At 30.7% G+C, this 23,727-nt stretch carries 27 protein-coding genes; 10 read left to right on the forward strand and 17 right to left on the reverse strand.

Annotated elements, in window-relative coordinates; translation table 11 throughout:
* The first annotated feature begins 74 nt into the window (after nt 1-74).
* The 5 genes from AB2B44_RS00165 (at nt 75) to AB2B44_RS00185 (ending at nt 4,087) form a co-directional block, all read left to right on the forward strand.
* Nucleotides 75-839 (forward strand): sulfite exporter TauE/SafE family protein, encoded by a 765-nt coding sequence (locus tag AB2B44_RS00165; protein WP_369047533.1) that lies wholly within the window; start codon nt 75-77, stop codon nt 837-839.
* Between the two features lie 127 nt (nt 840-966).
* Nucleotides 967-2,415 (forward strand): TonB-dependent receptor, encoded by a 1,449-nt coding sequence (locus AB2B44_RS00170; RefSeq protein WP_369047534.1) that lies wholly within the window; start codon nt 967-969, stop codon nt 2,413-2,415.
* A 66-nt stretch (nt 2,416-2,481) separates the two neighbouring features.
* Nucleotides 2,482-3,030, forward strand: coding sequence for an RNA polymerase sigma factor (locus AB2B44_RS00175; protein ID WP_369047535.1), 549 nt, complete (start codon nt 2,482-2,484; stop codon nt 3,028-3,030).
* A 51-nt stretch (nt 3,031-3,081) separates the two neighbouring features.
* On the forward strand, nt 3,082-3,630 hold the full coding sequence (locus AB2B44_RS00180; RefSeq protein ID WP_369047536.1) for a hypothetical protein: 549 nt from the start codon (nt 3,082-3,084) through the stop codon (nt 3,628-3,630).
* Nucleotides 3,623-4,087 (forward strand): hypothetical protein, encoded by a 465-nt coding sequence (locus AB2B44_RS00185; RefSeq protein WP_369047537.1) that lies wholly within the window; start codon nt 3,623-3,625, stop codon nt 4,085-4,087. Before AB2B44_RS00180 ends, AB2B44_RS00185 begins: the two co-directional genes overlap by 8 nt.
* A gap of 37 nt (nt 4,088-4,124) precedes the next feature.
* Here AB2B44_RS00185 and AB2B44_RS00190 read toward each other — a convergent pair whose 3' ends face one another.
* The 8 genes from AB2B44_RS00190 to idi form a co-directional block, all read right to left on the reverse strand.
* Complete coding sequence (locus tag AB2B44_RS00190) at nt 4,125-4,322, reverse strand: hypothetical protein (RefSeq protein ID WP_369047538.1); 198 nt, start codon at nt 4,320-4,322, stop codon at nt 4,125-4,127.
* Nucleotides 4,323-4,450: 128 nt separating this feature from the next.
* Nucleotides 4,451-4,717 (reverse strand): hypothetical protein, encoded by a 267-nt coding sequence (locus tag AB2B44_RS00195; RefSeq protein WP_369047539.1) that lies wholly within the window; start codon nt 4,715-4,717, stop codon nt 4,451-4,453.
* Between the two features lie 42 nt (nt 4,718-4,759).
* Nucleotides 4,760-5,842 carry an iron-containing alcohol dehydrogenase family protein gene (locus tag AB2B44_RS00200; RefSeq protein WP_369047540.1) on the reverse strand — a complete coding sequence of 361 codons (1,083 nt, stop codon included), beginning with the start codon at nt 5,840-5,842 and terminating at the stop codon, nt 4,760-4,762.
* A gap of 194 nt (nt 5,843-6,036) precedes the next feature.
* Entirely contained in the window at nt 6,037-6,768 is a 732-nt protein-coding gene (kdsB, locus tag AB2B44_RS00205; protein ID WP_369047541.1) for a 3-deoxy-manno-octulosonate cytidylyltransferase, read from the reverse strand.
* Between the two features lie 13 nt (nt 6,769-6,781).
* Entirely contained in the window at nt 6,782-7,975 is a 1,194-nt protein-coding gene (locus AB2B44_RS00210) for a DegT/DnrJ/EryC1/StrS family aminotransferase (protein WP_369047542.1), read from the reverse strand.
* 80 nt (nt 7,976-8,055) lie between these two features.
* Nucleotides 8,056-9,039, reverse strand: coding sequence for a type I phosphomannose isomerase catalytic subunit (locus AB2B44_RS00215; protein WP_369047543.1), 984 nt, complete (start codon nt 9,037-9,039; stop codon nt 8,056-8,058).
* A 1-nt stretch (nt 9,040) separates the two neighbouring features.
* Entirely contained in the window at nt 9,041-9,454 is a 414-nt protein-coding gene (locus AB2B44_RS00220) for a 6-pyruvoyl tetrahydropterin synthase family protein (RefSeq protein ID WP_369047544.1), read from the reverse strand.
* Nucleotides 9,447-9,968: an isopentenyl-diphosphate Delta-isomerase gene (gene idi / locus AB2B44_RS00225; protein ID WP_369047545.1), complete on the reverse strand. Its 522-nt coding sequence runs from the start codon at nt 9,966-9,968 to the stop codon at nt 9,447-9,449. The genes AB2B44_RS00220 and idi overlap by 8 nt, the downstream gene beginning before the upstream one ends.
* Nucleotides 9,969-10,176: 208 nt before the next feature.
* On the opposite strand from idi, the gene AB2B44_RS00230 reads away from it, so the two are divergent.
* From AB2B44_RS00230 to AB2B44_RS00240, 3 genes are read left to right on the forward strand one after another with little or no spacing between them, the layout of a single operon-like run.
* Nucleotides 10,177-11,763 carry a peptide chain release factor 3 gene (locus AB2B44_RS00230; protein ID WP_369047546.1) on the forward strand — a complete coding sequence of 529 codons (1,587 nt, stop codon included), beginning with the start codon at nt 10,177-10,179 and terminating at the stop codon, nt 11,761-11,763.
* Complete coding sequence (locus AB2B44_RS00235; RefSeq protein ID WP_369047547.1) at nt 11,753-13,306, forward strand: hypothetical protein; 1,554 nt, start codon at nt 11,753-11,755, stop codon at nt 13,304-13,306. Before AB2B44_RS00230 ends, AB2B44_RS00235 begins: the two co-directional genes overlap by 11 nt.
* A 51-nt stretch (nt 13,307-13,357) precedes the next feature.
* The gene (locus AB2B44_RS00240) at nt 13,358-14,287 is read left to right on the forward strand and encodes a peptidylprolyl isomerase (RefSeq protein WP_369047548.1); all 930 of its coding nucleotides are present in this window, start codon (nt 13,358-13,360) and stop codon (nt 14,285-14,287) included.
* 91 nt (nt 14,288-14,378) lie between these two features.
* On the opposite strand, the gene holA is transcribed toward AB2B44_RS00240, so the two are convergent.
* Entirely contained in the window at nt 14,379-15,380 is a 1,002-nt protein-coding gene (gene holA, locus AB2B44_RS00245; protein ID WP_369047549.1) for a DNA polymerase III subunit delta, read from the reverse strand.
* Between the two features lie 17 nt (nt 15,381-15,397).
* Here holA and AB2B44_RS00250 point away from each other — a divergent pair, with 17 nt between their 5' ends.
* Both AB2B44_RS00250 and AB2B44_RS00255 read left to right on the forward strand, forming a co-directional pair.
* Entirely contained in the window at nt 15,398-15,841 is a 444-nt protein-coding gene (locus AB2B44_RS00250) for a type I restriction enzyme HsdR N-terminal domain-containing protein (RefSeq protein WP_369047550.1), read from the forward strand.
* Between the two features lie 47 nt (nt 15,842-15,888).
* On the forward strand, nt 15,889-16,884 hold the full coding sequence (locus AB2B44_RS00255; protein WP_369047551.1) for a glycosyltransferase family 2 protein: 996 nt from the start codon (nt 15,889-15,891) through the stop codon (nt 16,882-16,884).
* A 26-nt stretch (nt 16,885-16,910) separates the two neighbouring features.
* Here the strand turns inward: AB2B44_RS00255 and AB2B44_RS00260 are convergent, their stop codons facing one another.
* The 8 genes from AB2B44_RS00260 to nusB form a co-directional block, all read right to left on the reverse strand.
* On the reverse strand, nt 16,911-17,531 hold the full coding sequence (locus AB2B44_RS00260; protein WP_369047552.1) for an L-threonylcarbamoyladenylate synthase: 621 nt from the start codon (nt 17,529-17,531) through the stop codon (nt 16,911-16,913).
* Nucleotides 17,532-17,560: 29 nt separating this feature from the next.
* Nucleotides 17,561-18,259: a response regulator transcription factor gene (locus AB2B44_RS00265; protein ID WP_369047553.1), complete on the reverse strand. Its 699-nt coding sequence runs from the start codon at nt 18,257-18,259 to the stop codon at nt 17,561-17,563.
* 10 nt (nt 18,260-18,269) lie between these two features.
* Nucleotides 18,270-19,832, reverse strand: a complete 1,563-nt coding sequence (locus AB2B44_RS00270) for a sensor histidine kinase (protein ID WP_369047554.1) — start codon at nt 19,830-19,832, stop codon at nt 18,270-18,272.
* Between the two features lie 110 nt (nt 19,833-19,942).
* Nucleotides 19,943-20,533 carry a dephospho-CoA kinase gene (coaE, locus tag AB2B44_RS00275; RefSeq protein WP_369047555.1) on the reverse strand — a complete coding sequence of 197 codons (591 nt, stop codon included), beginning with the start codon at nt 20,531-20,533 and terminating at the stop codon, nt 19,943-19,945.
* Entirely contained in the window at nt 20,533-21,471 is a 939-nt protein-coding gene (locus AB2B44_RS00280; protein ID WP_369047556.1) for a CdaR family protein, read from the reverse strand. Before AB2B44_RS00280 ends, coaE begins: the two co-directional genes overlap by 1 nt.
* Nucleotides 21,472-21,735: 264 nt before the next feature.
* Nucleotides 21,736-22,056 carry a preprotein translocase subunit YajC gene (gene yajC, locus AB2B44_RS00285; RefSeq protein ID WP_369047557.1) on the reverse strand — a complete coding sequence of 107 codons (321 nt, stop codon included), beginning with the start codon at nt 22,054-22,056 and terminating at the stop codon, nt 21,736-21,738.
* Nucleotides 22,056-22,532, reverse strand: a complete 477-nt coding sequence (locus AB2B44_RS00290; protein ID WP_369047558.1) for a DUF1573 domain-containing protein — start codon at nt 22,530-22,532, stop codon at nt 22,056-22,058. Before AB2B44_RS00290 ends, yajC begins: the two co-directional genes overlap by 1 nt.
* A 71-nt stretch (nt 22,533-22,603) precedes the next feature.
* Complete coding sequence (gene nusB, locus AB2B44_RS00295) at nt 22,604-23,542, reverse strand: transcription antitermination factor NusB (RefSeq protein ID WP_369047559.1); 939 nt, start codon at nt 23,540-23,542, stop codon at nt 22,604-22,606.
* Nucleotides 23,543-23,727 lie beyond the last annotated feature (185 nt).

The raw sequence follows: 23,727 nt of genomic DNA on the forward strand, positions 1-23,727 counted from the left end.
TTATTTTTACCTTAAAATTAACACCTAACAATTTTATACTAAAAAAGCCATTTTCTTTTATTCTGAATATTTATATGATTTTTGAAACACTTATCGAGCATTGGTATATTATTACATTATTTTTTTTAGTTGCTGCTTTATACGGGTCTGTTGGCTTTGGAGGCGGTTCTAGTTATTTAGCTATTTTAGCCCTAACGGGGGTTGTTTTTACACAAATAAGAGCTACTGCTTTATTATGTAATATTGTGGTAGTAACAGGCAATGTATTCATTTATCAAAAAAAAAACTTATACCATTGGCAAAAAGTACTTCCTTTAGTATTTTTTAGTATCCCTATGGCTTTTTTGGGGGGGCACTTAAAAATTAGTCAAACTTTCTTTTTTATTCTTTTAGGCTTTACTTTATTATTTGCCGCAATTACCATGTGGTTATCAAAAAAAATAATTATTTCAACAAAAAAAACAACAACCCTAAGCCTAACTAAAAGTAGTTTTTATGGTGGAATAGTTGGTTTTATTTCTGGATTAGTAGGGATTGGCGGAGGTATTTTTTTAGCTCCTTTACTTCACTTAACCCATTGGGATACCCCAAAAAAAATAGCCGCTACTGCAAGTTTTTTTATTTTAGTAAACTCAATTGCTGGGTTATTAGGCCAATATACAAACCCTTACTTTGAAATTGATTGGAAACTAACCTCTATACTCTTATTTGTTGTTTTTATTGGTGGGCAAATTGGCAACAGACTTAGTAATAAATTTTTTACCTCTATTCAATTAAAAAAAGCAACAGCTATTTTAATTGCATTTGTAAGTGTTCGCATTTTATATAAATACCTATAACCAAACACCTTAAAGCAACCTTGTTTAACTGCTTTAACCAGTTAAATAGTAAAGCCCTAATTATTGCGTAAAAACCATTAAAATCGCTCTCTTTTTCGTATTTTTGTGTTGCAAAACACATCACTAAATGGCAATTATACTTAAGGGAGATCAAAAAATTAATAGTGTACCCACTACTAAAAGCAAAGCACTACGTATTAACTTAAATACAAATATCTACGGTACATTTGCAGAAATTGGCGCAGGTCAAGAAACTGTTCGAAATTTTTTTAGATCTGGCGGTGCTTCAGGCACTATTGCTAAAGCAATGAGTGCATACGACAAAGATTTTTCTGATGCTATTTATGGGGTTGAAAAAGACAATCGTTACGTTACAGAATCTCGTTTAAAAAAAATGCTAAGCCATGAAATTAGTTTAATCGAAGAACGATTAAGTCGTAACAAACACCCTGACAAACTATTTTTTAGTTATGCAAATACCGTAGCCACCATAAATTTTTCCAAAAAATTTAAAGGTCATGGATGGGTTGGTATACGCTTTCAATTAGATCCTTTAGAAGATTACAACGAAATTATAGTTCACCTTCGTTTTAAAGAAACTGATGCCCGTTTACAACAAGAAACATTGGGTATTTTAGGCGTGAATTTAATTTACGGTGCCTATTACATGAATGATAATCCTAAAGAAATTGTTAGATCTTTTTACGATAATATCGACAAAGATAAGTTAGAAATTGACATGATTAATTTCTCTGGCCCTCGATTTATGTATGTTGACAACCGTTTAATGAGCTTACAATTGGTTAAAAATGGAATGACCAATGCAGTTATGTTTGGACCAGACGGAAACAATTTATTACCCGCTCAAGTACTGTATAAAAAAAATATTTTAGCATTTCGTGGAAGTTTTAGACCTGTTACCAAGGTTAATATGGAAATGTACGAAAAATCTAAAGAACTCTTTTTTGCTGAAAATAAAGTAGATCCTAAAAATTCAAAAATTATTTTTGAAATTACCCTAAGTAATTTACGGTCAGAAGGAGAAATTAACGAACGTGATTTCTTAGATAGAGCAGAATTACTTTGCTCGCTAGGGCAAGAGGTAATGATAACAAACTTTCAAGAATATTTTAGGCTTGTAGAGTATTTTAGTGAATATACCAAAGCTCGTATGGGACTGGTAATGGGGGTTTATAATTTAATTCAAATCTTTGACGAAAAATATTATCGTGATTTAAGTGGTGGTATTTTAGAGGCTTTTGGTAAACTTTTTTATCGCGATTTAAAAATATATCTCTACCCATATAATGAAAACCCCTCAGAAGAGTTTATTACAAGTGAAAATTTAAAAGTACATCCACGCATAAAAGAACTCTACAAATTCTTCAAAAATAATGGTCGATTAGTTGATGTAAAAGACTACAATCCTGAAATTCTTCATATTTTTTCTAGAAAAGTATTAAAAATGATTAAAAACGGCGAAGAAGGCTGGGAAGAAATGCTTCCTGAAGGAATATCTGAAATGATTAAAACAAAACGTTTATTTGGTTATACCCGTAAGCGTATAAAAGATTAATATTTTATTTTACTAAAACATTAAACCATCTTTCTTTTTTAGTGTCTAATTAAAAAATAGATTTAATTGACAAGTGAAATTACACTTATAGAACAGTTACAAAACATTCAAACTAAAGAACAAGCCTTTCGGATTTTGGTAACTGAGTATAAAGAACGCTTATATTGGCATATTCGTAAAATTGTAATTTCTCACGACGATACTGATGATGTTTTACAAAACACGTTTATTAAAATCTATAAAAACATCGACACCTTTAAAGCTCAAAGTAAGTTATTTTCTTGGATGTATCGTATCGCTACAAACGAAGCCATTACTTTTATTAACAAACGAGCCAAAAATAGAAATATTGAGGTAACCAAAATGCAAGAACAGATTGTATCTAATTTAACAAGCGATTCAAATTTTAGTGGTGACGAAATTCAACTAATTTTACAAAAGGCAATAGCTACCTTACCACAAAAGCAACAGCTTGTCTTTAATATGAAGTATTTTGATGAAATGAAATATGAAACTATTTCTGAAATACTAGAAACTTCTATCGGCGCTTTAAAAGCATCGTACCATTATGCCGTTAAAAAAATAGAAGAATACATTAGATGTAATACAAATTAAACCTTTTTAATAAATAAATGTCTTACTAACAAACGTGGATTCTATAATAACATGAATACGAATATAAAACATAGCGAATCTTACATAAACAGTAAAACTGGTAAAAAAACAGGCTTTAAAGTTCACAGCACTTATTTCGATGAGTTTGAAGATACTTTTTTTACAAATTTGTCGACTGATACACTTCCTGAAAAAAGTGGTTTTACTGTTTCTAAAACTTATTTCGATACCCTAGAGAGCGCTGTTTTAAGTACGCTTTCGTTAAAAGAACCTAAAGCAAAAATAGTTTCGATTCGTAAAATGTTACTGCATTTTATACCTGTTGCAGCTGCAGCTTCAGTATTGTTATTTATCGGCATAAATTATTTCTCTTCATCGAGCACAAAAACAACTATAGATAATATTACGCCTAAAGAAATAGAGTTATGGTACGACTCTAATTACGGAAGTATTGATGAAACTGAATTTGCATCAGCAATCGATTCATTCAATTTTGACGAAAGTGAATTTTTAACTTCTAACCAAAACGAAATTGAAAATTATTTAGAAAATATAGATCCCGCTACTTTGATTAACGAAATACAATTGCAAAATGATTAAAAAAAACATATTTATTTTTTATTTTTTATTTGTTTTAGGTAGTTATTCCATTAATGCCCAAGATAATAAAATAGATAAAATACATGCTTATAAAATTGCTTACTTAACTGAGCAATTAAATTTAACCCAAAGTGAGTCTGAAAAATTTTGGACGCTTTATAACAATTATGATAAAGAAGTAGACGATATACGATTAAAGAGTAAGTTTAAAATAAAAAACCAAATAAAACAAGCGGGAAGTATTAATGCTCTTACCGAAAGCAAAGCAAAAGAACTTGTTTTAGAAATGCAATCTTCTAATAATAAAATTTACCGTATTACTAATTCATTTTACAACGAGCTCTCTAACATAATACCGTATAAAAAAATTATAAAGCTACAAGTAGCCGAACGGGAGTTTCACAAAAAACTTTTACGTAAATATCAAGGAAAACCCTACAAAAAAGATAATGACTAAAAAAAAGCACTACGTTAACGTGGTGCTTTTTTTAGCTTTATTTTTTAACCAAAGCCATACAAACGTAAAGTTCTGGCTTATTAAAAGTGAATTGTTTTAACCAAATTGTTAATTCTTCAACTTCGTAAGGTAATAATCTTTCTAACGCTTTTTCTAATTCTTTACAAAATAAATCAGAGCTAAAACTTACCTTTTTAAGTATAGTTTTAGTATACTCTAACATAGCTCTTGCCATAACATTATTGTTGTATTAGTAACTTGAACGAAAGATACAATTTTTTATTATATACCTCTGTTAAATTTTACAAAAAAAAACACTAAAAAAATATTTTTAGCTAGAAATACAAACCAATAAAATTACGATTACAAGTTATTTATTTTATCGGCTAACTTAACAGCTTCAGCTTGTAAATCATTACTAATTGCTTTAAAATGTGCTTTTTTATTTTCAATGTTTTTTTGGTGCAACCGCTCTATAAGCCCATCAAAAGTTTCAATAGCTTCGTCTATAATTGCTTCTGATTTTTCAGTGCTTTCTGTAGGGTTCGATAGCTCCCACATATAACATTCTTGTATAAGATCACCTAAAGTATAGTTTATATCTTTTTTTAAATTTTTTATGCTTGCCATAATTTACTTATTTTTTATTTTATTTTGTTTTTTATTTTAAACTTACATTTTTTCGTACATCGAACGTAACTTTTCTCTAGTAATGGTTTTTCGCCAATCTTTACCTAAGGCATTTTCCCATAGTGGCACTAATCCTAAAGAAACGTCAATCATTATATCAAAATCTTTATCTGTTAAATTTGCACAAATATTTTTAGGTATATCAACAGCGTGCTTTTTAACCATTTGTTTAAATTCAGCTACACCCTCTGGATAAAATTCTTCTAATTGATTAAAAACAATACAGTTACCTACACCATGTTTTGTACCTAATAAATATGAAAGTCCATAACTCATTGCATGAGCTACCCCTACTTGAGAATAAGCAATACTCATACCTCCATGCCACGAAGCCATCATTAATTTGTCTTGGCTATCTTGGTCTCTAGTTTCTTTTTCTAAATACACTTCTCTACATAAGTCTAACGATTTTTGACCGTAGCTTTCGCTAAATGCATTTAAATAAGTACCTGTAAGCGATTCTATACAGTGAATATAGCAATCCATTCCTGTATAAAACCATTGATTGGTTGGCACATCTTTAGTAAGTTCTGGATCTAAAACTACTTGATCAAATGGTGTATAATCTGAGTTCATACCTAATTTTTTTTCTGGCCCAGTAAGTACTGTTGTTCTTGAAACTTCTGCTCCAGTACCCGAAATTGTTGGAATACCCACATGATAAACCCCTTTGTTTTTAACTAAATCCCATCCTTGGTAATCTGCAGAACTGCCTGGGTTTGTTAACATTAAAGCTATAGCTTTAGCATAATCTAACATTGTACCTCCACCGATACCTATAATTCCAGAAGGAATTTCTTCAAATTCTTCAACAATTTGATCTCGATAAGCATCAACATATTTTGTTTTAGGCTCTTCTGATGCGCTTACATAAATAATTTTGTCATTAAAATGAAGTGGAATTCTACTAACTAACCAGTCGTTTCCTTTAAAAACATCATCTACAATAAAAATAAACGGTGCTTTTTTGCTTTTACGTTTTGGTGTTAAAATTTCATCTAATTGATTAAAGCTTCCCCTACCAAATACAACGCGAGGAACCATTGGAAAATTTCTAAAACTCATTGTGTGATTTAATTTGCCACAAAAATACAGAAAGTTTTTGATTCGTATTTAACAAAATACTGTCATGTATTGTAGTTTACAACATACTTGTAATTTACCTAATATTTTTATTTACGGCCAATTGAATAGCTTTAAGATAACGATAACCGACAATAATCCTTTTTTTACTTATAAATAAGGTTTATTTTATCTATTTAATTTTTTAAATATTTCACTGCTTTTTTTAAATCTTCAGGTGTATCTATTTCAATCCCCATAAAATCAGTTTCTACCATTTTAATTTTTTTACCATATTCTAAATAACGAATACACTCAATTTTTTCGGTAGCTTCTAACGAACGCATAGGAAATTTATAAAAATCTATTATAGCTTGTTTTCGAAAAGCATAAACGCCTATATGTTCAAAGTAACGGGCACCAGCATTTTTATCTCTAGGATACGGTATTGGAGAACGCGAAAAATAGAGCGCAAAATTATTTTCATCAACAATTACCTTTACATAATTAGGGTCGGTAATGTCTTTCCAATCCGTTATTTCTTGCATCAGCGAAGCCAAATCTATTTGGTTGGCATCTTTAGCTTTAAAAACTTCTAACACCTTTTCTAAAGGCTCTTTTTTTACAAATGGTTCGTCGCCTTGAACATTTACCACGATATCGATATCCATATTTTCAACAGCTTCTGCAATTCTATCCGAACCACATTCGTGTTGTTTTATGCTCATAATAGCTTTACCACCATATTTCTCTATTTCTTCTTTTATAATTTCACTATCGGTAACAACATATACGGCATCAAAAAGATTGGTAGCCACTGTAGCCTCATAGGTGCGTACAATAACAGGTTTACCGCCTAAATCAGCCATTAGTTTCCCTGGAAATCGTGTAGCTCCATAACGAGCTGGAATCATTGCAATAACTTTCATTTATTCTAGTGTGTTAGAGTACTGATTTAATTGCTGCTACCATGTTTTTTGCACGCTCATGTACTTGTGCTTCGGTCCAAGAAAGCTTTATTAAACAAGAAATATTACGCGAAATAAAATCGTCTGACTGGGGAAATTGTATTGTGTTCAAATCTTGCATTCCGTTTACAATTTGATTGGATAAAGGAAATAACGATATTTTATCTTTTAAGTGTTTCCATTTACGCACATAATGCCAGTTATTTTGGTAATAGTTCCAATAAGCATCTACACCAAACGCTTTAAACGCTATTATAACTTTATCGGTTAGTTCTTTTGTTGGCATAAAAAACGATAAAAAACCAGCGCTATCACCTTCTTGATCTGGAATTCTTCTAAAAGATACTTCAGTAATAGTAGCTAAAGCTTCTTTTAATATTTTTTTATGCTTGCGTTGTATCGCTACAAAATCTTCTAAACGTCTTACTTGTGCTAAACCAACTGCTGCATTTAATTCAGAAATTCTAAAATTGTATCCTAAAAACGGGTGTGATTCTGCACCTCTATCATTTCCTTCATGGTCATGACCATGATCGGTATAATGATCGGCATTTTTTGCTAAGGTTGCATTATTGGTAACCATAGCACCTCCTTCACCACAAGTAATGGTTTTTACATAATCAAACGAAAAACATCCTGCATCTCCAATAGTTCCTAGTTTTTTTCCTTTATATGACCCGCCAACAGCTTGACAAGCATCTTCTAATAAAATTAAATTATGTTTATCGCAAATTGCTTTTAAAGCATCTAAATCTGCCATTGACCCACACATATGTACAGGCATAACTACTTTTGTTTTAGGGGTAATTGCTGCTTCTACAGCTTTTGGGTCAAGTGTTAAAGTATCATCAATTTCAACCAAAATAGGAGTGGCTCCTGCCGCCAATATACTTTCAAAACTAGCTACAAAAGTAAAGGTTGGCATAATTACTTCATCGCCTGCTCCTACTCCTAAAACTGCCAAAGCTACATTTAAGGCTGTAGTACCACTACTGGTTAATTGAGCATGTTTTACATTAAGTATACGTTGTAATTCTTGTTCTAATTCTTTAGCTTTCCAATGTCCGTTTCGGGCACCATCAAATCCGTAACGCATTAAAACTCCACTTTCTAAAACATCATTAACTTCTTTACGTTCTAAATCGCTAAATAATTCAAATCCTGGCATTTCTTAATAATTTTAAATAAAAGACCAAAGATAAAGAATTGATTGCTTTTACGACAATAAAAAAAGTTATTTAAGACCGCTTACATTTCAATATAAACCTCTAACAATTCTGATTTAAGAGTTGATGTAATTGTAAACTCTTTAAGACAAGCGGGTACCAAAAGCGTTTCGCCCATCTGTAGATTTTCTGATTTATTTTTATACTTAAATGTTACCTCTCCTTTTACACACATGTAAATTACAAAGCAGTCTTTCTTTGTATGATTTAAGGTAAGTTCACCATTAACAGGTAGTATATTGGTTGTAAAATAAGGGCAAGAGACTATTTCAGTTGATTTATTTTCAATTTTTTTATACGGTGTTTTATACGAGTCTTGTGCCTTATAATCAATAGCATCAATAGCTTGATCGGTGTGTAAATCTCTATATGTTCCGTCAGGATTTTGCCTATCCCAATCATAAATTCGATAGGTAATATCAGAGGTTTGTTGAATTTCAGCTAGTAGCACACCTGCCCCAATGGCGTGTACTCTACCTGTAGGAATAAAATATACATCACCAGCTTCTACTTCATCAACATTTAAAATGGATAATAGCGATTTATCCTTTAAATGCTGTAAGTATACTTCTTTATTTGTATTTTTTTTAAAACCGACAATTAAATTAGCTTTTGTATCGGCTTGCACAACATACCACATTTCTGTTTTTCCAAAAGAATTATGGCGTTTTTTAGCTAAATCATCGTGCGGATGCAACTGAATACTCAACGCTTCTTTAGCATCTATAAATTTAATTAACAACGGAAACTTTTTTCTAAATTGAATATATACTTTATCGCCTACTAATTTTTCTTGATATTTTTCAAGTAGTTCTTTTAAGTTATAACCTTTTAAATCACCATTTGCCACAATCGACGTGTCTCCTTCAACATCTGAAATTTCCCAACTTTCTCCAATATTAGGCTGATTTGTATTTTTATGAAGTAATTTACTTAGTTTTTCGCCTCCCCAAATTTTTTCTTTCAAAATAGGAGTAAACTTTAAAAACTGATCTAATTTTTCCATTTTATTTTCCAGCATAAGTTACAAAATTACGTGGTGTTTCATAAAGCTTAACCGCTAAATCTAGATGATTTGGAATTTTTTCTCTTAATTTATTATAAATCACAACAGCTATGTTTTCGGCTGTTGGGTTTGTATTTTTAAATTCTTCTACCTCTATATTAAAATTTTTATGGTCAAAAGGGGTTTCTATTTCTTTTTTTATAAGATTTCTAAGTTTTCCTAAATCATAAACAAAACCCGTTTCTACATCTATTTCACCCGTTAAAGAAACTATGAGCTCATAATTATGCCCATGGTAATTGGGGTTACTGCATTTACCAAAAACCTCTATATTTTTTTCGTCAGACCAATCTTTTCTATATAACCTGTGAGCGGCATTAAAATAGGCTCTTCTATGTACAGTTACTCTAGGCATATTGTGCTATTTTAGTATACGATTTTTTAAAAATAATTTTAAACCACTCGGTATATAATTCAGGATGTTGGTCTATATTTTTTTTTACATCTGCTAACGTCATCCATTTATACGCCTCTACCTCTTTTAAATTTATAGCAGGCTCACCGTTAAATCGCCCAACCATTACATGGTCAAGTTCATGTTCTGTCAACCCATTATCAAATGGGGCTTTATAAATAAACGAAAACACTTCTGTTAATTCACAAGAAAAACCCATTTCTTCTTGCAAACGACGCTTACCTGCTTCAATATTGGTTTCACCATCACGTTGATGCGAACAACATGTATTGGTCCATAACAAAGGTGAATGATACTTTTCAGCAGCTCGCTGTTGTAACATCAACTCATTTTTATCATTAAAAATAAATACAGAAAACGCCCTATGCAACAATGCTTTTTCGTGTGCCTCTATTTTCTCCATTAACCCTATTGGATTGTCTTGCTGATCAACTAAAATAACCTGTTCTTTCACACAAATAAACTTAACTTAAATATTTATTTTTAACTTTCTAATTTTATAGTTTTAGGTCTTTTTGCTTTAAAAGTATCTTAATTTTTCTACAAAAACTCTGCCTATAAACTTGTAAAAGGCAAACTTACAAAAAACCTTACAGTTCAACAATTAATCCTTTTTGAACAATCCGCTTTAAAATGTATCTTTGCACCCTTATATTTTACACATGAGTTTTTTAGAAGAAATACAGAAAAGACGTACCTTTGGAATTATATCGCACCCCGATGCTGGTAAAACTACTTTAACCGAAAAGCTATTGCTTTTTGGTGGTGCTATTCAAGAAGCAGGTGCTGTTAAAAATAATAAAATTAAAAAGGGTGCCACTTCTGATTTTATGGAAATTGAACGTCAACGTGGAATTTCAGTAGCTACCTCTGTACTTGCATTTATTTATAAAAACAAAAAAATAAATATTCTTGATACACCTGGGCATAAAGATTTTGCCGAAGATACTTTTAGAACTTTAACAGCTGTTGACAGTGTTATTGTGGTAATTGATGTTGCCAAAGGTGTTGAAGAGCAAACCGAAAAACTGGTAGAAGTTTGTAGAATGCGTAATATACCTATGATTGTTTTTATTAACAAATTAGATCGCGAAGGTAAAGATGCCTTTGATTTGTTAGATGAAGTAGAACAAAAACTAGGTTTAAAAGTAACACCCCTAAGTTTCCCTATTGGAATGGGTTATGATTTTAAAGGGATTTATAATATTTGGGAGAAAAAACTAAATATTTTTTCGGGAGAAAATAAACAAACTATTTCAGAAGGAATTGAATTTGATGATATTGATAGCTCTGAATTAGATGAAAAAATTGGTGAAAATGCCGCTAATACACTCCGTGAAGAACTAGAACTGGTAAAAGAAGTATATCCTGAATTTAATCAAGAAAGCTATTTAAAAGGCTCTCTTCAACCTGTATTCTTTGGCTCGGCCTTAAATAACTTTGGCGTAAAAGAATTATTAGACTGTTTTATTGATATTGCCCCTAACCCACAATCTAAACAAGCAGAAGAGCGATTGGTAGATTCTAAAGAAGATGCGTTAACTGGATTTGTCTTTAAAATTCACGCCAATATGGATCCTAAACATCGTGATCGTTTAGCCTTTGTTAAAATTGTTTCTGGAATATTTAAAAGAAACACACCATACCTACACGTTCGTAATGGTAAAAAAATAAAGTTTTCGAGTCCAAATGCTTTTTTTGCAGAAAAAAAAGAAATTGTAGAAGAATCTTTTCCTGGTGATATTGTAGGATTACACGATACTGGAAACTTTAAAATTGGTGACACCTTAACCGAAGGAGAGCAACTAAATTTTAGAGGAATCCCTAGTTTTTCTCCTGAACACTTCCGCTATGTAAACAATGCCGATCCCATGAAAGCTAAACAACTGTATAAAGGTTTAGACCAATTAATGGATGAAGGGGTTGCGCAATTATTTACCTTAGACATGAACGGACGAAAAATTATTGGTACCGTAGGTGCATTACAGTACGAAGTAATTCAATACCGTTTAGAACATGAATATGGTGCCAAGTGTACTTACGAAAATGTTCAAGTACATAAAGCTTGCTGGGTTGAACCACAAGATACTAAAAATGAGGAGTTTAAAGAATTTAAACGCGTAAAACAACGTTATTTAGCCAAAGATAAACAAGGGCAATTGGTGTTTTTAGCAGACTCGGCATTTACCATTCAAATGACACAACAAAAATACCCATCAATAAAATTTCATTTTACTAGTGAATTTTAAAAAACGTTACATAAGTTATTTTTTATTTAGCTTACTCTCTTTTTATAGCTATGGGCAAAAAAGCTTATCAACCCTACAGGGAAAAGAGCTAAATAATAACGTTCGCTTAAATTTTATTCCTGTTAAAATGCCTACAGATAAATTTGCGAAACTAAAACCAACCATGGGGCTAGCAGGTTTACACTATCAAGTTCCTATAAATAATTGGTTATATGGCGGGGCGGCATTTCATTTTGCAGTTACAGGTGACCAAGGTGGTTTATTTACCTTAGGAGTCGAATTAGGCATAAATAAACAACTCTATAAAAACATATATTTTGATGCAAATATACACTTTGGCGGCGGCGGCGGATACCGTTATTTAATAAATGACGGCGGGTTTATTAATCCAAATATAGGGTTACAGTACAAAAAAAACGATTATTCTTTTGGTATACAGTATAGTCACATTAACTTTTTATCTGGCGAAATTAAAAGCAACGCTATTTCATTTTTTATTCAAATACCAAGTGTTCTCCGTTTTATTAATTATAACGATGCACATCAACAATTTGTAGCTAACAACCTTTCTCCTGATAGTTTTTGGTATAAACCTGCAGTTAAAAATGCACAGCAAATTCGTTTTGATTTTTTTAAACCCATCGGAAACTCAAAAAAAGACAATGGCACTCCTTTAACCCAAACTTTATATCTTATCGGATTTGAATATCAAAAATACTTAAATAAAAACACCTTTATATTTACCCATACAGATGCCATATACAAAGGTTTACGCGCTGGGTTTATGGATTTGTTTTTGGGGGTCGGTTATCATCCATACCAATCAAAATACATTAATATTTTTGGTAAATTAGGTACTGGTGCTGCTGGTGGTCGTGTAGCTGCCGAAGGTGGATGGATGATATACCCCTCGGCAGGAATCGATTTAAAATTAACAAGTAATATTGCTTTAAGTGGTCATGTAGGCTACTACAAAGCTATTGCTGGCGATTTAGAAGCCTACACCTACGGTTTTGGATTAAAATACTACGGATTAAACAACGGAATATCTCCCGACAAAAACAAAACATATTACACGCACGGATTACGAATGGAATTGCAAAACCAAACGTATTTCAACGTTGCAAAAACTGACGATATTTATAACGCCTCTGAAATTAATTTACAATTAATTGGCTTAAAAGGTAATTACGATGTAACTCGCTGGTTATATATTGCTGGAGAAGCTAGTTTTGCTTACGATGGTCGTTCGGGCGGATACGCTCACGGATTGATTGGCGGCGGCGTATATAGCCCTCAATTTTTAAACAATAAAATGAGGGGGTTTATAGAATTTATGGGAGGAGCTGGCGGAGGTGGCGGAGTTGATACCAGCGAAGGAATTCTTATTCGTTCAACTGCCGGAATAAGTTATTCTTTTATGAATAATATTTCCGCTATTGTTTCTGGCGGAAAATATTACACCCCTTTTGGCAACGTAAATTCATATAATATTAACATAGGTTTAAGTTTTAACCTTTCTACTTTAAGTGTAAAAAACTAACTTTGCTTTTTCTTCGGAAAAAAGTACATTCATATATAAATAAAGAAAAAAATGGACAACGGAATTTATGCAAAATTCACCACCCCTAAGGGTGATATTTTAGTAAACTTAGAATACCTAAAAACTCCTGGAACAGTAGGCAACTTTGTGGCTTTAGCCGAAGGAAATTTAGAAAACTCAGCAAAACCTCAAGGTACACCTTATTACAACGGATTAACATTTCACCGAGTAATTCCTGATTTTATGATTCAAGGAGGATGCCCACAAGGAACTGGAACTGGAAACCCTGGATATAAATTTGACGATGAAATTCACCCTGATTTAAAACACGATGCCCCAGGAAAATTATCAATGGCAAACGCAGGCCCAGGTACTAATGGTTCTCAATTTTTTATAACACATGTTCCTACCCCTTGGTTAGACGGCAAACATACTGTTTTTGGCAATGTTATAGAAGGTCAAGAGGTAGTAGATGCTATAACTCAAGACGACACTATGGAGGTTGAAATTATTCGTGTTGGTGATGAAGCTAAAAAATGGAATGCTGTAGAAGCCTTTAGAACTTTTGAAGGAGCTCGTGAAAAACGTGAAGCTGAAGAAAAAGCTCGTCAAAAAGAATTATTGGATAAAGTAGCTGCGGGCTATGACGAAACCGAATCGGGTTTACGCTATAAAATTTTACAAAATGGAGATGGAAAACAAGCTACTAAAGGTGCAACGGTTTCTGTACACTATAAAGGACAATTATTAGACGGAACGGTATTTGACTCATCATACAAACGCAAACAACCTATTGATTTTGCTATTGGTGTTGGGCAAGTTATTCCTGGATGGGATGAAGGAATTCAATTATTAAAAGTAGGTGATAAAGCACGTTTGGTAATTCCATCAAACTTAGCTTATGGTGCTGCAGGCGCAGGTGGTGTAATTCCACCAAATGCTACTTTAATTTTTGATGTAGAGTTAATGGATGTTAAATAGCTCTTTATATTAAAAAACAAAAAACCTCATTAATTTTATATATTTAAATTAATGAGGTTTTTTTTATTTCTTAAGGCAACTGTTTAAAAAATTAATGCAAAATTTTAAATAATAACTCTTTTAAAATATCACTTTGAGTTTGATTAGCCCCCACCCCTTTACTTTTTATATCGGCATCGCGCAATAAAGCAATTGTTTGAGCTACTTTTGGCATAGAATAATTTCGAGCAGCTAGAACATAATCGTCAATAAAATAGATATTTACCCCCAATTTTTTAGCTACATTCGCTTTTGATTTATCTCGCAACCCATGATACAGCAATAGTTGTGTAAAAAAACTATTCAGTAACGAAATAGTCATTACTAACGGATTGTTTTTAGGGTTTTGTGAAAAATAAGTAATAATTCTATTCGCCTTTAGGGTGTTTTTTTGTCCAATAGCTTTACGTAATTCAAAATTATTAAAGTCTTTAGAAATACCTATATTTTCTTCGATATGAGTTGCGGTAATTGTAGTTTGTGCTGGTAAAATAGCTGTTAACTTATCTAATTCATTACTAATTTTACTTAAATCAGTACCTAAAAACTCAACCAACATTTGAGCCGCTTTAGGTTCTATTTGATACTTTTTTCCATTTAAAACTTTACGAATCCAATCAGCAACTTGATTTTCGTATAATTTTTTACTCTCATAAATCACCCCGTTTTTAGCAATAGCCTTGTAAACCTTTTTTCGTTTATCTAGTTTTTTATATTTATAATTAAAAACCAATACTGTAGTAGGCTGAGGGTTTTGTGCATACGATTCAATTTTTTCAATGGTTCGACTTAAATCTTGTGCTTCTTTAACAATTATTACTTGTTTTTCTGCCATCATAGGGTAACGCTTTGCTGAAGAAATAATTTCATCTATAGAAACATCTCTACCATACATAATTACTTGATTAAACCCTTTTTCAGATTCGCTTAAAATATTATTTTCAATATAATCAGAAATTTTATCGATATAATACGGTTCTTCACCCATTAAAAAATAAATGGGTTTTATTTGACCGTTTTTTATATCACTAACAATTGCCTTAATTTGATTCATTTTGTTATTTTTGATTGATGCAAAAACTTAATCTTCCTAATTATTCATTTAAGCTCAAAAGTAACGAAAAACATACGCTTATTTTTGATAAAATTAGAAAAAAATATGTGGTTTTAACCCCAGAAGAATGGGTACGTCAGCACTTTGTATTGTTTTTAATACATGAAAAAAAATATCCTATTTCTTTAATTGCCGTTGAAAAACAGTTAACTATTAATAATTTAAAAAAAAGAAGCGATATTTTAGTTTTTTCTTCTAATGGTTTACCTCATATAGTTGTAGAATGTAAGGCTCCAAATATAGCTATAACACAAAAAACATTTGACCAAATTGCTAGGTACAACTTAAAACTAAATGCTTCATACCTTATTGTTACCAATGGGTTAAACCATTATTATTGCCAAATGGATACCAAAAATAAAACCTATATTTTTTTAAAAACAATTCCCTCTTATAATTAACAAATTCTTGTTATTTCAACTCATAATTAAACTGTATTTTAGCGCACTTGAAAACTGCTGTTATCATATTAAATTGGAATGGGCAAAAACTACTAGAACAGTTTTTACCTTCGGTTATTAACTTTAGTCAAGAAGCTACAATTTATGTTGCTGACAATGCTTCTACCGACCATTCAATAGATTTTATAAAAGAGTTTTACCCTTCTGTAAATATTATTGAAAACACCAAAAATGGCGGGTATGCTAAAGGGTATAACGACGCACTACAAAATGTAGATGCCGATATTTATTGTTTGTTAAATTCTGATGTTGAGGTTACTAAAAACTGGTTAACTCCAGTAATAGAAGTGTTTAACAGAGAAAAAAACACGGCTATTATTCAACCTAAATTATTAGATTTTAAAAATAAAAACACATTTGAATATGCTGGTGCTGGTGGAGGGTTTATAGATTTATATGGCTACCCTTATTGTCGTGGTAGAATTTTTAACACCTTAGAAAAAGATACGGGACAGTTTAACGATATTTCTACTATTTTTTGGGCATCAGGTGCTTGTTTGTTTATTCGCTCAAACATATACCACCAAGTAAACGGATTTGATGAAGATTATTTTGCACACCAAGAAGAAATAGATTTATGTTGGCGCGTACAAAATGAAGGTTATAATATAAAATATGTTGGTACCTCTACAGTATACCATGTTGGTGGTGCTACTCTACAAGAAGCTAACCCTAAAAAAACATTTTTAAACTTTAGAAACAGCCTATTTACAGTAGTTAAAAATGTACCTAAAAAATGGTTTTTGTTTGTCGTTTTTATGCGATTGATTTTAGATGGTATTGCTGGTATTAAATTTATGTTAGAACTAAGACCCATACATACTTGGGCTATTATAAAAGCTCATTTTAGCTTTTACAAAAATTTTTACCGTTTTTTAAAAAAACGAAAGAAATTACAAAAAAAGACCCATTACAACGTACATACCTCTGCCGTTTGGCAATACTTTATTTTAGGAAGAAAAAAGTTTTCTGATTTACACTAAGAAACAAGAAATCAAAAACAAGCTATTTATAAAATATCTAAACTTCCTTTACCTTCTCTAATTACCGTTGGCTCTTGAGTGGTTAAATCAATCACTGTTGAAGCATGATTATCTCCATAACCACCATCAATTACCACATCAACCAAATTTTGCCATTTTTCAAAAATTAATTCAGGATCTGTGGTATATTCTAGTATCTCGTCTTCATCATGAATAGAGGTAGAAACAATAGGGTTTCCTAAGGCTACTACTAATGCTTTAGCAATAGCATTATCGGGCACCCGAATACCTACTGTTTTTCGTTTTTTAAATACTTTAGGTAAAGAGTTACTACCAGGTAATATAAATGTATACGGCCCGGGTAATGCTCTTTTTAAAATTTTATAGGTTGATGTTTCTATTTGCTTTACAAAATCAGACAAGTGACTTAAATCGTTACAAATAAATGAAAAGTTGGCTTTTTCTAACTTTACATTTTTAATTTTAGCTATTCGTTCCAGAGCTTTTGTATTGGTAATATCGCAACCCAAACCATAAACGGTATCAGTTGGGTAAATTACCAAACCACCTTTTTGCAATACCGAAACAACTTTTTCTATTTTTCTCGGATCAGGATTTTCGTTATAAATTTTAATAAACTCTGCCATTTTTTAAACTTAAAAAAAACGTTTTAAACTTATGCTTTATCAATTAACCGAAATCCTTCACCGTGAATGTTTAAAATTTCTACGCTAGGATCTTGTTTTAAGTATTTGCGTAATTTAGCAATATATACATCCATACTACGAGAGGTAAAATAATTATCATCTCTCCATATTTTTGTTAAGGCTAATTCTCGAGGCATTAAATCGTTTTTATGAATAGCCAACATACGTAATAATTTACTTTCTTTAGGTGATAATTTTTGAGGCTCTGCTCCTTCGAATGACAAATGACGTAATTTAGAATTGAAATCGAATTTACCAATAGTGAATTCAAATTGTTCTGTATCTACTGTGGTTTCTAAATCTTTACGCTGTAAAATTGCCTTTATTTTATGTAATAATACTTCAGAGTCGAAAGGTTTATTTAAATAATCGTCTGCCCCAACTTGATAACCTTTTAACACATCTTCTTTTAAAGTTTTAGCCGTTAAAAATATAATGGGTATTTCTTTATTGGTGGCACGAATATCTGAAGCCAAAGAAAAGCCATCTTTACGAGGCATCATTACATCTAATATGCATAAATCGTAATCAGAATTTTTAAAAATAATTAGTCCTTCTATACCATCTTTTGCTAAGGTTACATTATAATCATTTAATGCTAAATAATCTTTTAAAACGGTACCAAAATTTGGATCGTCTTCTACTAATAATATTTTTTTACTTCCCATATTTTTAGGTTTAAATTAGTGGTAATTTTACTGTAAACGTACTTCCTTTTCCTTTTTCACTTTCCACATAAACTATACCGTGGTGATTTTCTATAATTTCTTTTACATAGGCAAGCCCTAAACCATGCCCTTTTACATTATGTATGTTTCCTTTATGTTCTCTATAAAATTTATCGAACGCATATTTTTGTGCTTGTTTACTCATACCAATTCCGTCATCTTGAATTTTTAGAATAAAAAATTTGTTAGTGCTTTCTGTAAATATATCAATTTTTGGCGCACTATCAGAGTATTTTATGGCATTTTCTAACATATTTACAATTACATTGGTTAAATGAAATTGATTACCTAAAACCTCGGTTGACAAAGCATTTAAATGAGTTTGTACAGAACCTTCTTTACTAGAAATTAATAACGAAATATGCTCAATTGCATCTTTTACAATTTGATTAACATCTACGGCTTGTTTAGCAATATCTAATTGTTTTTTTTCTAATTTAGAAATTCGCAATACATTTTCTACCTGACCATGCATTCGTTTATTTTCTTCGCGAATCATTTTTACGTATTGCTTTATTTTTTCTTGATCACTTATAATTTTAGGATTTTTAATAGCGTCTAATGCTAAATTAATGGTTGCAATAGGCGTTTTAAACTCGTGTGTCATATTGTTGATAAAATCTGTCTTTATCTCTGATATTTTTTTCTGACGAATTAATTGATATAGCGAACTAGAGAAAGCTACAATAATAATAAAGATAAAAAATATCGACACCACCAAAATCCACATCATATCTGACAGCAAATGTTCTTTTTCGTTTGGAAAAGTTACAAATAACTTATAATGACTATTTCCTTCATTATCAGCAAAAAGCGGATACGAAAAACTTCCTTCTGATTTCACCGTATAATAACCCGACTTTAAAGGTGTGGCTAAACCGTTTTCATATACTCCATATTTAAATTCTTGATAAATATTTCGTTTTGCTAATTCTTCTCTTAGCGTATTGTTTAACTCACGATTACTAATACGTTTATCAATAGGATAAATTTGTTTTCGTTGTCTAAAAATTTCTGCCATTTCTTCTCTTTCAAAATTAGAGTAGTTTTTATAGACAGAAAATCTATTTTCACTAATGTTTTTAGACAGTTCTTTTCCTCCAATGGCTTTAATTCGTAAAAAATCTTGTTTCCCTGTTATCCGTTTTACAACCGCTGAATCATTATCATAAAAACCTGTTGGTATTTTGTAATTTTCTTCTAAAATAGTAGTGCCGAACGAAAATTTTTCTTTGCTAGTGGTATCAATTTGTTGAAATAAAAAGTTTTTTATCTCGGCATTGGTTCTATAAATATTAGTTTCAAAGAACTTACTGTATTGTTGATAAGCTTCATTTTCTTCTCTTTCAGCAATTTTTTCTGAGGTACCCGCTAACGCTATGGTAACATCATTTTCAAATTGCTGTTGCTTATTTTTTATAGCGTCTTTTATCCAATATATTTGAACCGCTATAATGCCTATTAACGATATGCTCATTAACGCAACAATGAGAATAAAAATTTTCTTACTCATTATTCAAAAGTACTGTAATCAAATTATGAAGATATTCTTTTTAACCTTAATTAACAAAGATACATTATTTTTTAAGATTTTTTTAAGGTTGAAAATGAATTTTCATCAACTTAAAGTCGGTTTTTTGTTAATTTATTATGGATTTCCAATACTTTTAACACCGATTCTTCTAATATTATATTTTCAATAATGTAGTGAGATTGTATTATTTTTTTAGCTTCTATCCATTGATTTTTTATTCGATTTTCAATCTCAGCTTTAGTAGTATTATCTCTTTTCATAACCCGCTCTATTCTATTTTCTATGGGAGCCGTTACTGTAATTACTTTATCACATAAAGCATCACTTCCTATTTCAAATAAAATAGCATTTTCATAAACAATATATGATTTTGTTCTATGGTGTTTAATAAAATTTTGAAAATGCTCTTTAACAATTGGGTGTGTAATAGCATTTAGTTTAGCTAATTTAGCAGAATCTTTAAAAACAATATTTGCAATAAAAGGTCGATTTATATGGTTATCTACATAGGCTTGTTCACCAAATTCTTTTATTATTTCTTTTCTAATGGTTTTTGAAGTGTTTATTACATTTCTAGCCTCTTGATCGGCCATATATATGGCAACATTTTTAAATTGCTCAAATTGTTTTAGAATGGTTGTTTTTCCACTACCTATACCTCCTGTTAAACCAACAATCATTATTTATGAATTAAAAATTCTATTTTATCAGGAATTATTTTTACCGAAGATACTATAGCGGGTTTATCTTTTATTTTAGGAATTAAATAACTGATATTATTTTTCTTTGACTGGTTATAATCGCACACAACTGTAAACGAGTTTTTAGTAATTTTATTAAAATTTTCTAAGCCTACTTTGTAAATTACCTTTACGGTTTTAGGAAAGGTATTTAAAACAACATTTGGCGGCGAATTTTTTACCAAAAAAGAAACTTCTATTTCGCCCTCTGTAAATTTATCTACATCAGCAATTAGTGTTACTTTTTGGGTTTCAAAAGTTGTGTTTTCTACATTTTTAGGAATTACAAGAGCTATTTCTTTTTTAAAACTTTTAGTTATATTATCTAGTTTTAATTTAGCTGTAGAAACTGTTTCTATTTTTTGTAATTGCATTTTAGGCCCTGATATCGTTATTGTATCTGGTTGTATAATAATCGGTTTAGAAAGCCCATAACCTAATTGATATTCAATAGCAACATTTGCCTTAACAGGAATTTTTTTTACTGATAAATTACCCAAATTTAAAAAAACCGAATCTTTTAATACTTCTTGTAATTGCAAGCCTGAAGGCAACTGTTTTTGAATTAAATTTCGTTGATTTTTGGGTAAAAAATAGTACCTATCGTTTTTTTTACGAATTAAGTTACCTGCGTTAAAATGAATTGTTTTAGCTGATAATTTAGCTGATAACAGTTTAAACCCTGAACCTGCTACTAAAAAATCTACTTCTTTTAAAGGAGGTGACTGTAGTAACTTATATTTGGGTAAATTTGTGTAATCTACATTATAGGTTACAACCGTTGTATATTCTTTCGACAAATTTATTAACAACCATATTAAAGCGGATGCAATTAAAAATCCGACAAAAACTTTCGGTATGTTAATTTTCTTTTTCAAACTAAAAAATAGAAATTAATTTTTTGTTTTCAGAATCTCTTTCTTGTTTTTTTAAACCTTAAACAGCTGCTCATATTTATTTAATTCTATAAAAAAATCATTTAAACAACAAGGTCTAAAAAATAAAAAAAGGTTGTCTAAAAATTCATCTAAATATGCTTTTGAGCTTAAAAACGTAAATTTAATAAAATTTCCGTTTTTATTTTGATTACGCTCAGTATAACTACTTAGAATAATGCTTTTTAGACAGCCTTTTTGTTAAAATTATTTATCGGTACTTTGGTTTGAATAACGTTTACTTAAATCCATTGATATAGCTGAACGTTCAAACTTAATTTTTCCAGCACCTGTTTCAATAGTAACCGTGCCTTCAGTATCGTTCATATCAACCACCTTACCGTGTATACCGCTAGAAGTAACTACTTTTGTTCCTCGTTTTATGGCTGCTTGAAACTGTTTTTCTTTTTTTGCTTTGGTCATTTGCGGACGAATCATAAAGAAATACAAAACCGCTATCATAGCTATAAATGGAAGCATCCCCATAATTCCAGCACCGCTTGCTTGTAAAAAAAATGGTCTAAACATTACGAATTTGTTTTTTTAATAGGTGTTGGTGTTACCATACCTGATAATTTTACATACTCTCTACCTGAAGCTGTATTGGTGTATAACGTAACCGTTTTAGATTGTCTATTCTTTTTACCTCTAGTATTAAATCTAACTTTTAATTCACCTGACTCTCCTGGCGCAATAGGTTCACGAGGCCATGTAGGTATTGTACATCCACAAGTAGCTGTAGCTCTAGTAATTACTAAATCAGATTTACCTGTATTAGTAACTTTAAACGAAGTAGTTACAATATCACCTTCTTTTACTGTTCCAAAATTATATTCTGTTTTATCAAAAGAAACTACTGGAGATCCTTTACTAATATCGTTATCGCGTTTTTCTGCGTTAACCACGTTTTCGCTTTTAACTTTAGATGTTGCAGAACCTTTTTTACAAGAGTTTAAGGTTACGGCAAATACCACAAATGCAAATGCTACAATTACTTTTTTCATTTTTTTTTATTTATTTATTATTTAATTTGTTTATTTTTTTATTGAAAGAGATTACAAAACTACAAATATTATTATAATAATCCTCTTCCTAGCTTGGTCATCTTTTTAGCGGTGATGTAATCTTTTAAAATTTTATCTAATATACCATTAACAAAGTAACCGCTTTTTTGTGTTGAGTAATCTTTTGCTAATTCAATATACTCGTTTATAGTTACTTTCGTTGGAATTGAAGGAAAATGCAAAAACTCGGTAAGTCCCATTTTAATCAAAATCATGTCTACATCAGCAATTCTATCTGCTTCCCAATTAGGCGTTTTTTCTTTAATATCGTCTTCGTAACTATGTTGGTGTAGTATCGTTTTTTTAAGTAAGCTTACTACAAATTCTTTATCATCATTATCTTTATATAAGTTTCCTAATAAAAAAGAACGTCCAGATTTTTGTTTGGTTAACGTTTTTGCAATCCAAGTATTTACAAAAGGAATGTCATCAACCCAAGTAATCATTTTATCTTCGTAGTATTCTGCTAATTTTTGGTTTGGTGCTACAATTTCTTTAAAAAAATCGATTGCAAAATTCTGATCAATAGCATATGAGTTTTCAGAAGTATTTATGTATTTTTTATATAAATTACTTTGTTGAAGCTTATCCCAAATAATTTTAACATACTCATCATCTAATTGCCAATTATTCAGCTTATTATCTGCTACATAATTTGCTAGCGACTCACTTTCTGCAATTAAATTAATTAATTGATTGTCAATAAATTTTGTATTAGGATTCAAATCTTCTTTAGTGGCAAGTATTTTCTTTTTAGATAATTCTATTTTTTTGTGAGCCAATTTTTGAACCTCCACTAATAACTGCAAGTTTAAGACATATAAATCGAATAATTTTTGAATACTAAATTTCAAAAATTTTTCTTGCTTTACAATGTCGTAATTTTTCGATTGTTGCATCGCATATAGCGATTGCATTACCTTTACTCGTATGTGTCTTCGATTAATCATATTTTAAAGAACGTATAAAAGCTCCTTCTTATTAATGTTTAACATTATGCTGCAAAAATAAAACTATTTATTATTATTTTATATTCTATTTTGCTTTTTTACTTCACCTATAATATTTATCGGTTTTTATTCACATATCTCAGCACAGTAATTTACTAATGCAACTAGCGCTATATTACTTTAAA

This window comes from Tenacibaculum sp. UWU-22 (assembly GCF_041021355.1).
Taxonomy (GTDB): domain Bacteria; phylum Bacteroidota; class Bacteroidia; order Flavobacteriales; family Flavobacteriaceae; genus Polaribacter.

Bases quoted from the DNA above. Each gene is read 5' to 3' on its own strand.
- AB2B44_RS00165 (WP_369047533.1), top strand. From the start codon at position 75: ATGATTTTTGAAACACTTATCGAGCATTGGTATATTATTACATTATTT.
- AB2B44_RS00170 (WP_369047534.1), top strand. From the start codon at position 967: ATGGCAATTATACTTAAGGGAGATCAAAAAATTAATAGTGTACCCACT.
- AB2B44_RS00180 (WP_369047536.1), top strand. From the start codon at position 3,082: ATGAATACGAATATAAAACATAGCGAATCTTACATAAACAGTAAAACT.
- AB2B44_RS00185 (WP_369047537.1), top strand. From the start codon at position 3,623: ATGATTAAAAAAAACATATTTATTTTTTATTTTTTATTTGTTTTAGGT.
- AB2B44_RS00190 (WP_369047538.1), bottom strand. From the start codon at position 4,322: ATGGCAAGAGCTATGTTAGAGTATACTAAAACTATACTTAAAAAGGTA.
- AB2B44_RS00195 (WP_369047539.1), bottom strand. From the start codon at position 4,717: ATGGCAAGCATAAAAAATTTAAAAAAAGATATAAACTATACTTTAGGT.
- AB2B44_RS00200 (WP_369047540.1), bottom strand. From the start codon at position 5,842: ATGAGTTTTAGAAATTTTCCAATGGTTCCTCGCGTTGTATTTGGTAGG.
- kdsB (WP_369047541.1), bottom strand. From the start codon at position 6,768: ATGAAAGTTATTGCAATGATTCCAGCTCGTTATGGAGCTACACGATTT.
- AB2B44_RS00210 (WP_369047542.1), bottom strand. From the start codon at position 7,975: ATGCCAGGATTTGAATTATTTAGCGATTTAGAACGTAAAGAAGTTAAT.
- AB2B44_RS00215 (WP_369047543.1), bottom strand. From the start codon at position 9,039: ATGGAAAAATTAGATCAGTTTTTAAAGTTTACTCCTATTTTGAAAGAA.
- AB2B44_RS00220 (WP_369047544.1), bottom strand. From the start codon at position 9,454: ATGCCTAGAGTAACTGTACATAGAAGAGCCTATTTTAATGCCGCTCAC.
- AB2B44_RS00230 (WP_369047546.1), top strand. From the start codon at position 10,177: ATGAGTTTTTTAGAAGAAATACAGAAAAGACGTACCTTTGGAATTATA.
- AB2B44_RS00240 (WP_369047548.1), top strand. From the start codon at position 13,358: ATGGACAACGGAATTTATGCAAAATTCACCACCCCTAAGGGTGATATT.
- holA (WP_369047549.1), bottom strand. From the start codon at position 15,380: ATGAATCAAATTAAGGCAATTGTTAGTGATATAAAAAACGGTCAAATA.
- AB2B44_RS00250 (WP_369047550.1), top strand. From the start codon at position 15,398: ATGCAAAAACTTAATCTTCCTAATTATTCATTTAAGCTCAAAAGTAAC.
- AB2B44_RS00260 (WP_369047552.1), bottom strand. From the start codon at position 17,531: ATGGCAGAGTTTATTAAAATTTATAACGAAAATCCTGATCCGAGAAAA.
- AB2B44_RS00265 (WP_369047553.1), bottom strand. From the start codon at position 18,259: ATGGGAAGTAAAAAAATATTATTAGTAGAAGACGATCCAAATTTTGGT.
- AB2B44_RS00270 (WP_369047554.1), bottom strand. From the start codon at position 19,832: ATGAGTAAGAAAATTTTTATTCTCATTGTTGCGTTAATGAGCATATCG.
- coaE (WP_369047555.1), bottom strand. From the start codon at position 20,533: ATGATTGTTGGTTTAACAGGAGGTATAGGTAGTGGAAAAACAACCATT.
- yajC (WP_369047557.1), bottom strand. From the start codon at position 22,056: ATGTTTAGACCATTTTTTTTACAAGCAAGCGGTGCTGGAATTATGGGG.
- AB2B44_RS00290 (WP_369047558.1), bottom strand. From the start codon at position 22,532: ATGAAAAAAGTAATTGTAGCATTTGCATTTGTGGTATTTGCCGTAACC.
- nusB (WP_369047559.1), bottom strand. From the start codon at position 23,542: ATGATTAATCGAAGACACATACGAGTAAAGGTAATGCAATCGCTATAT.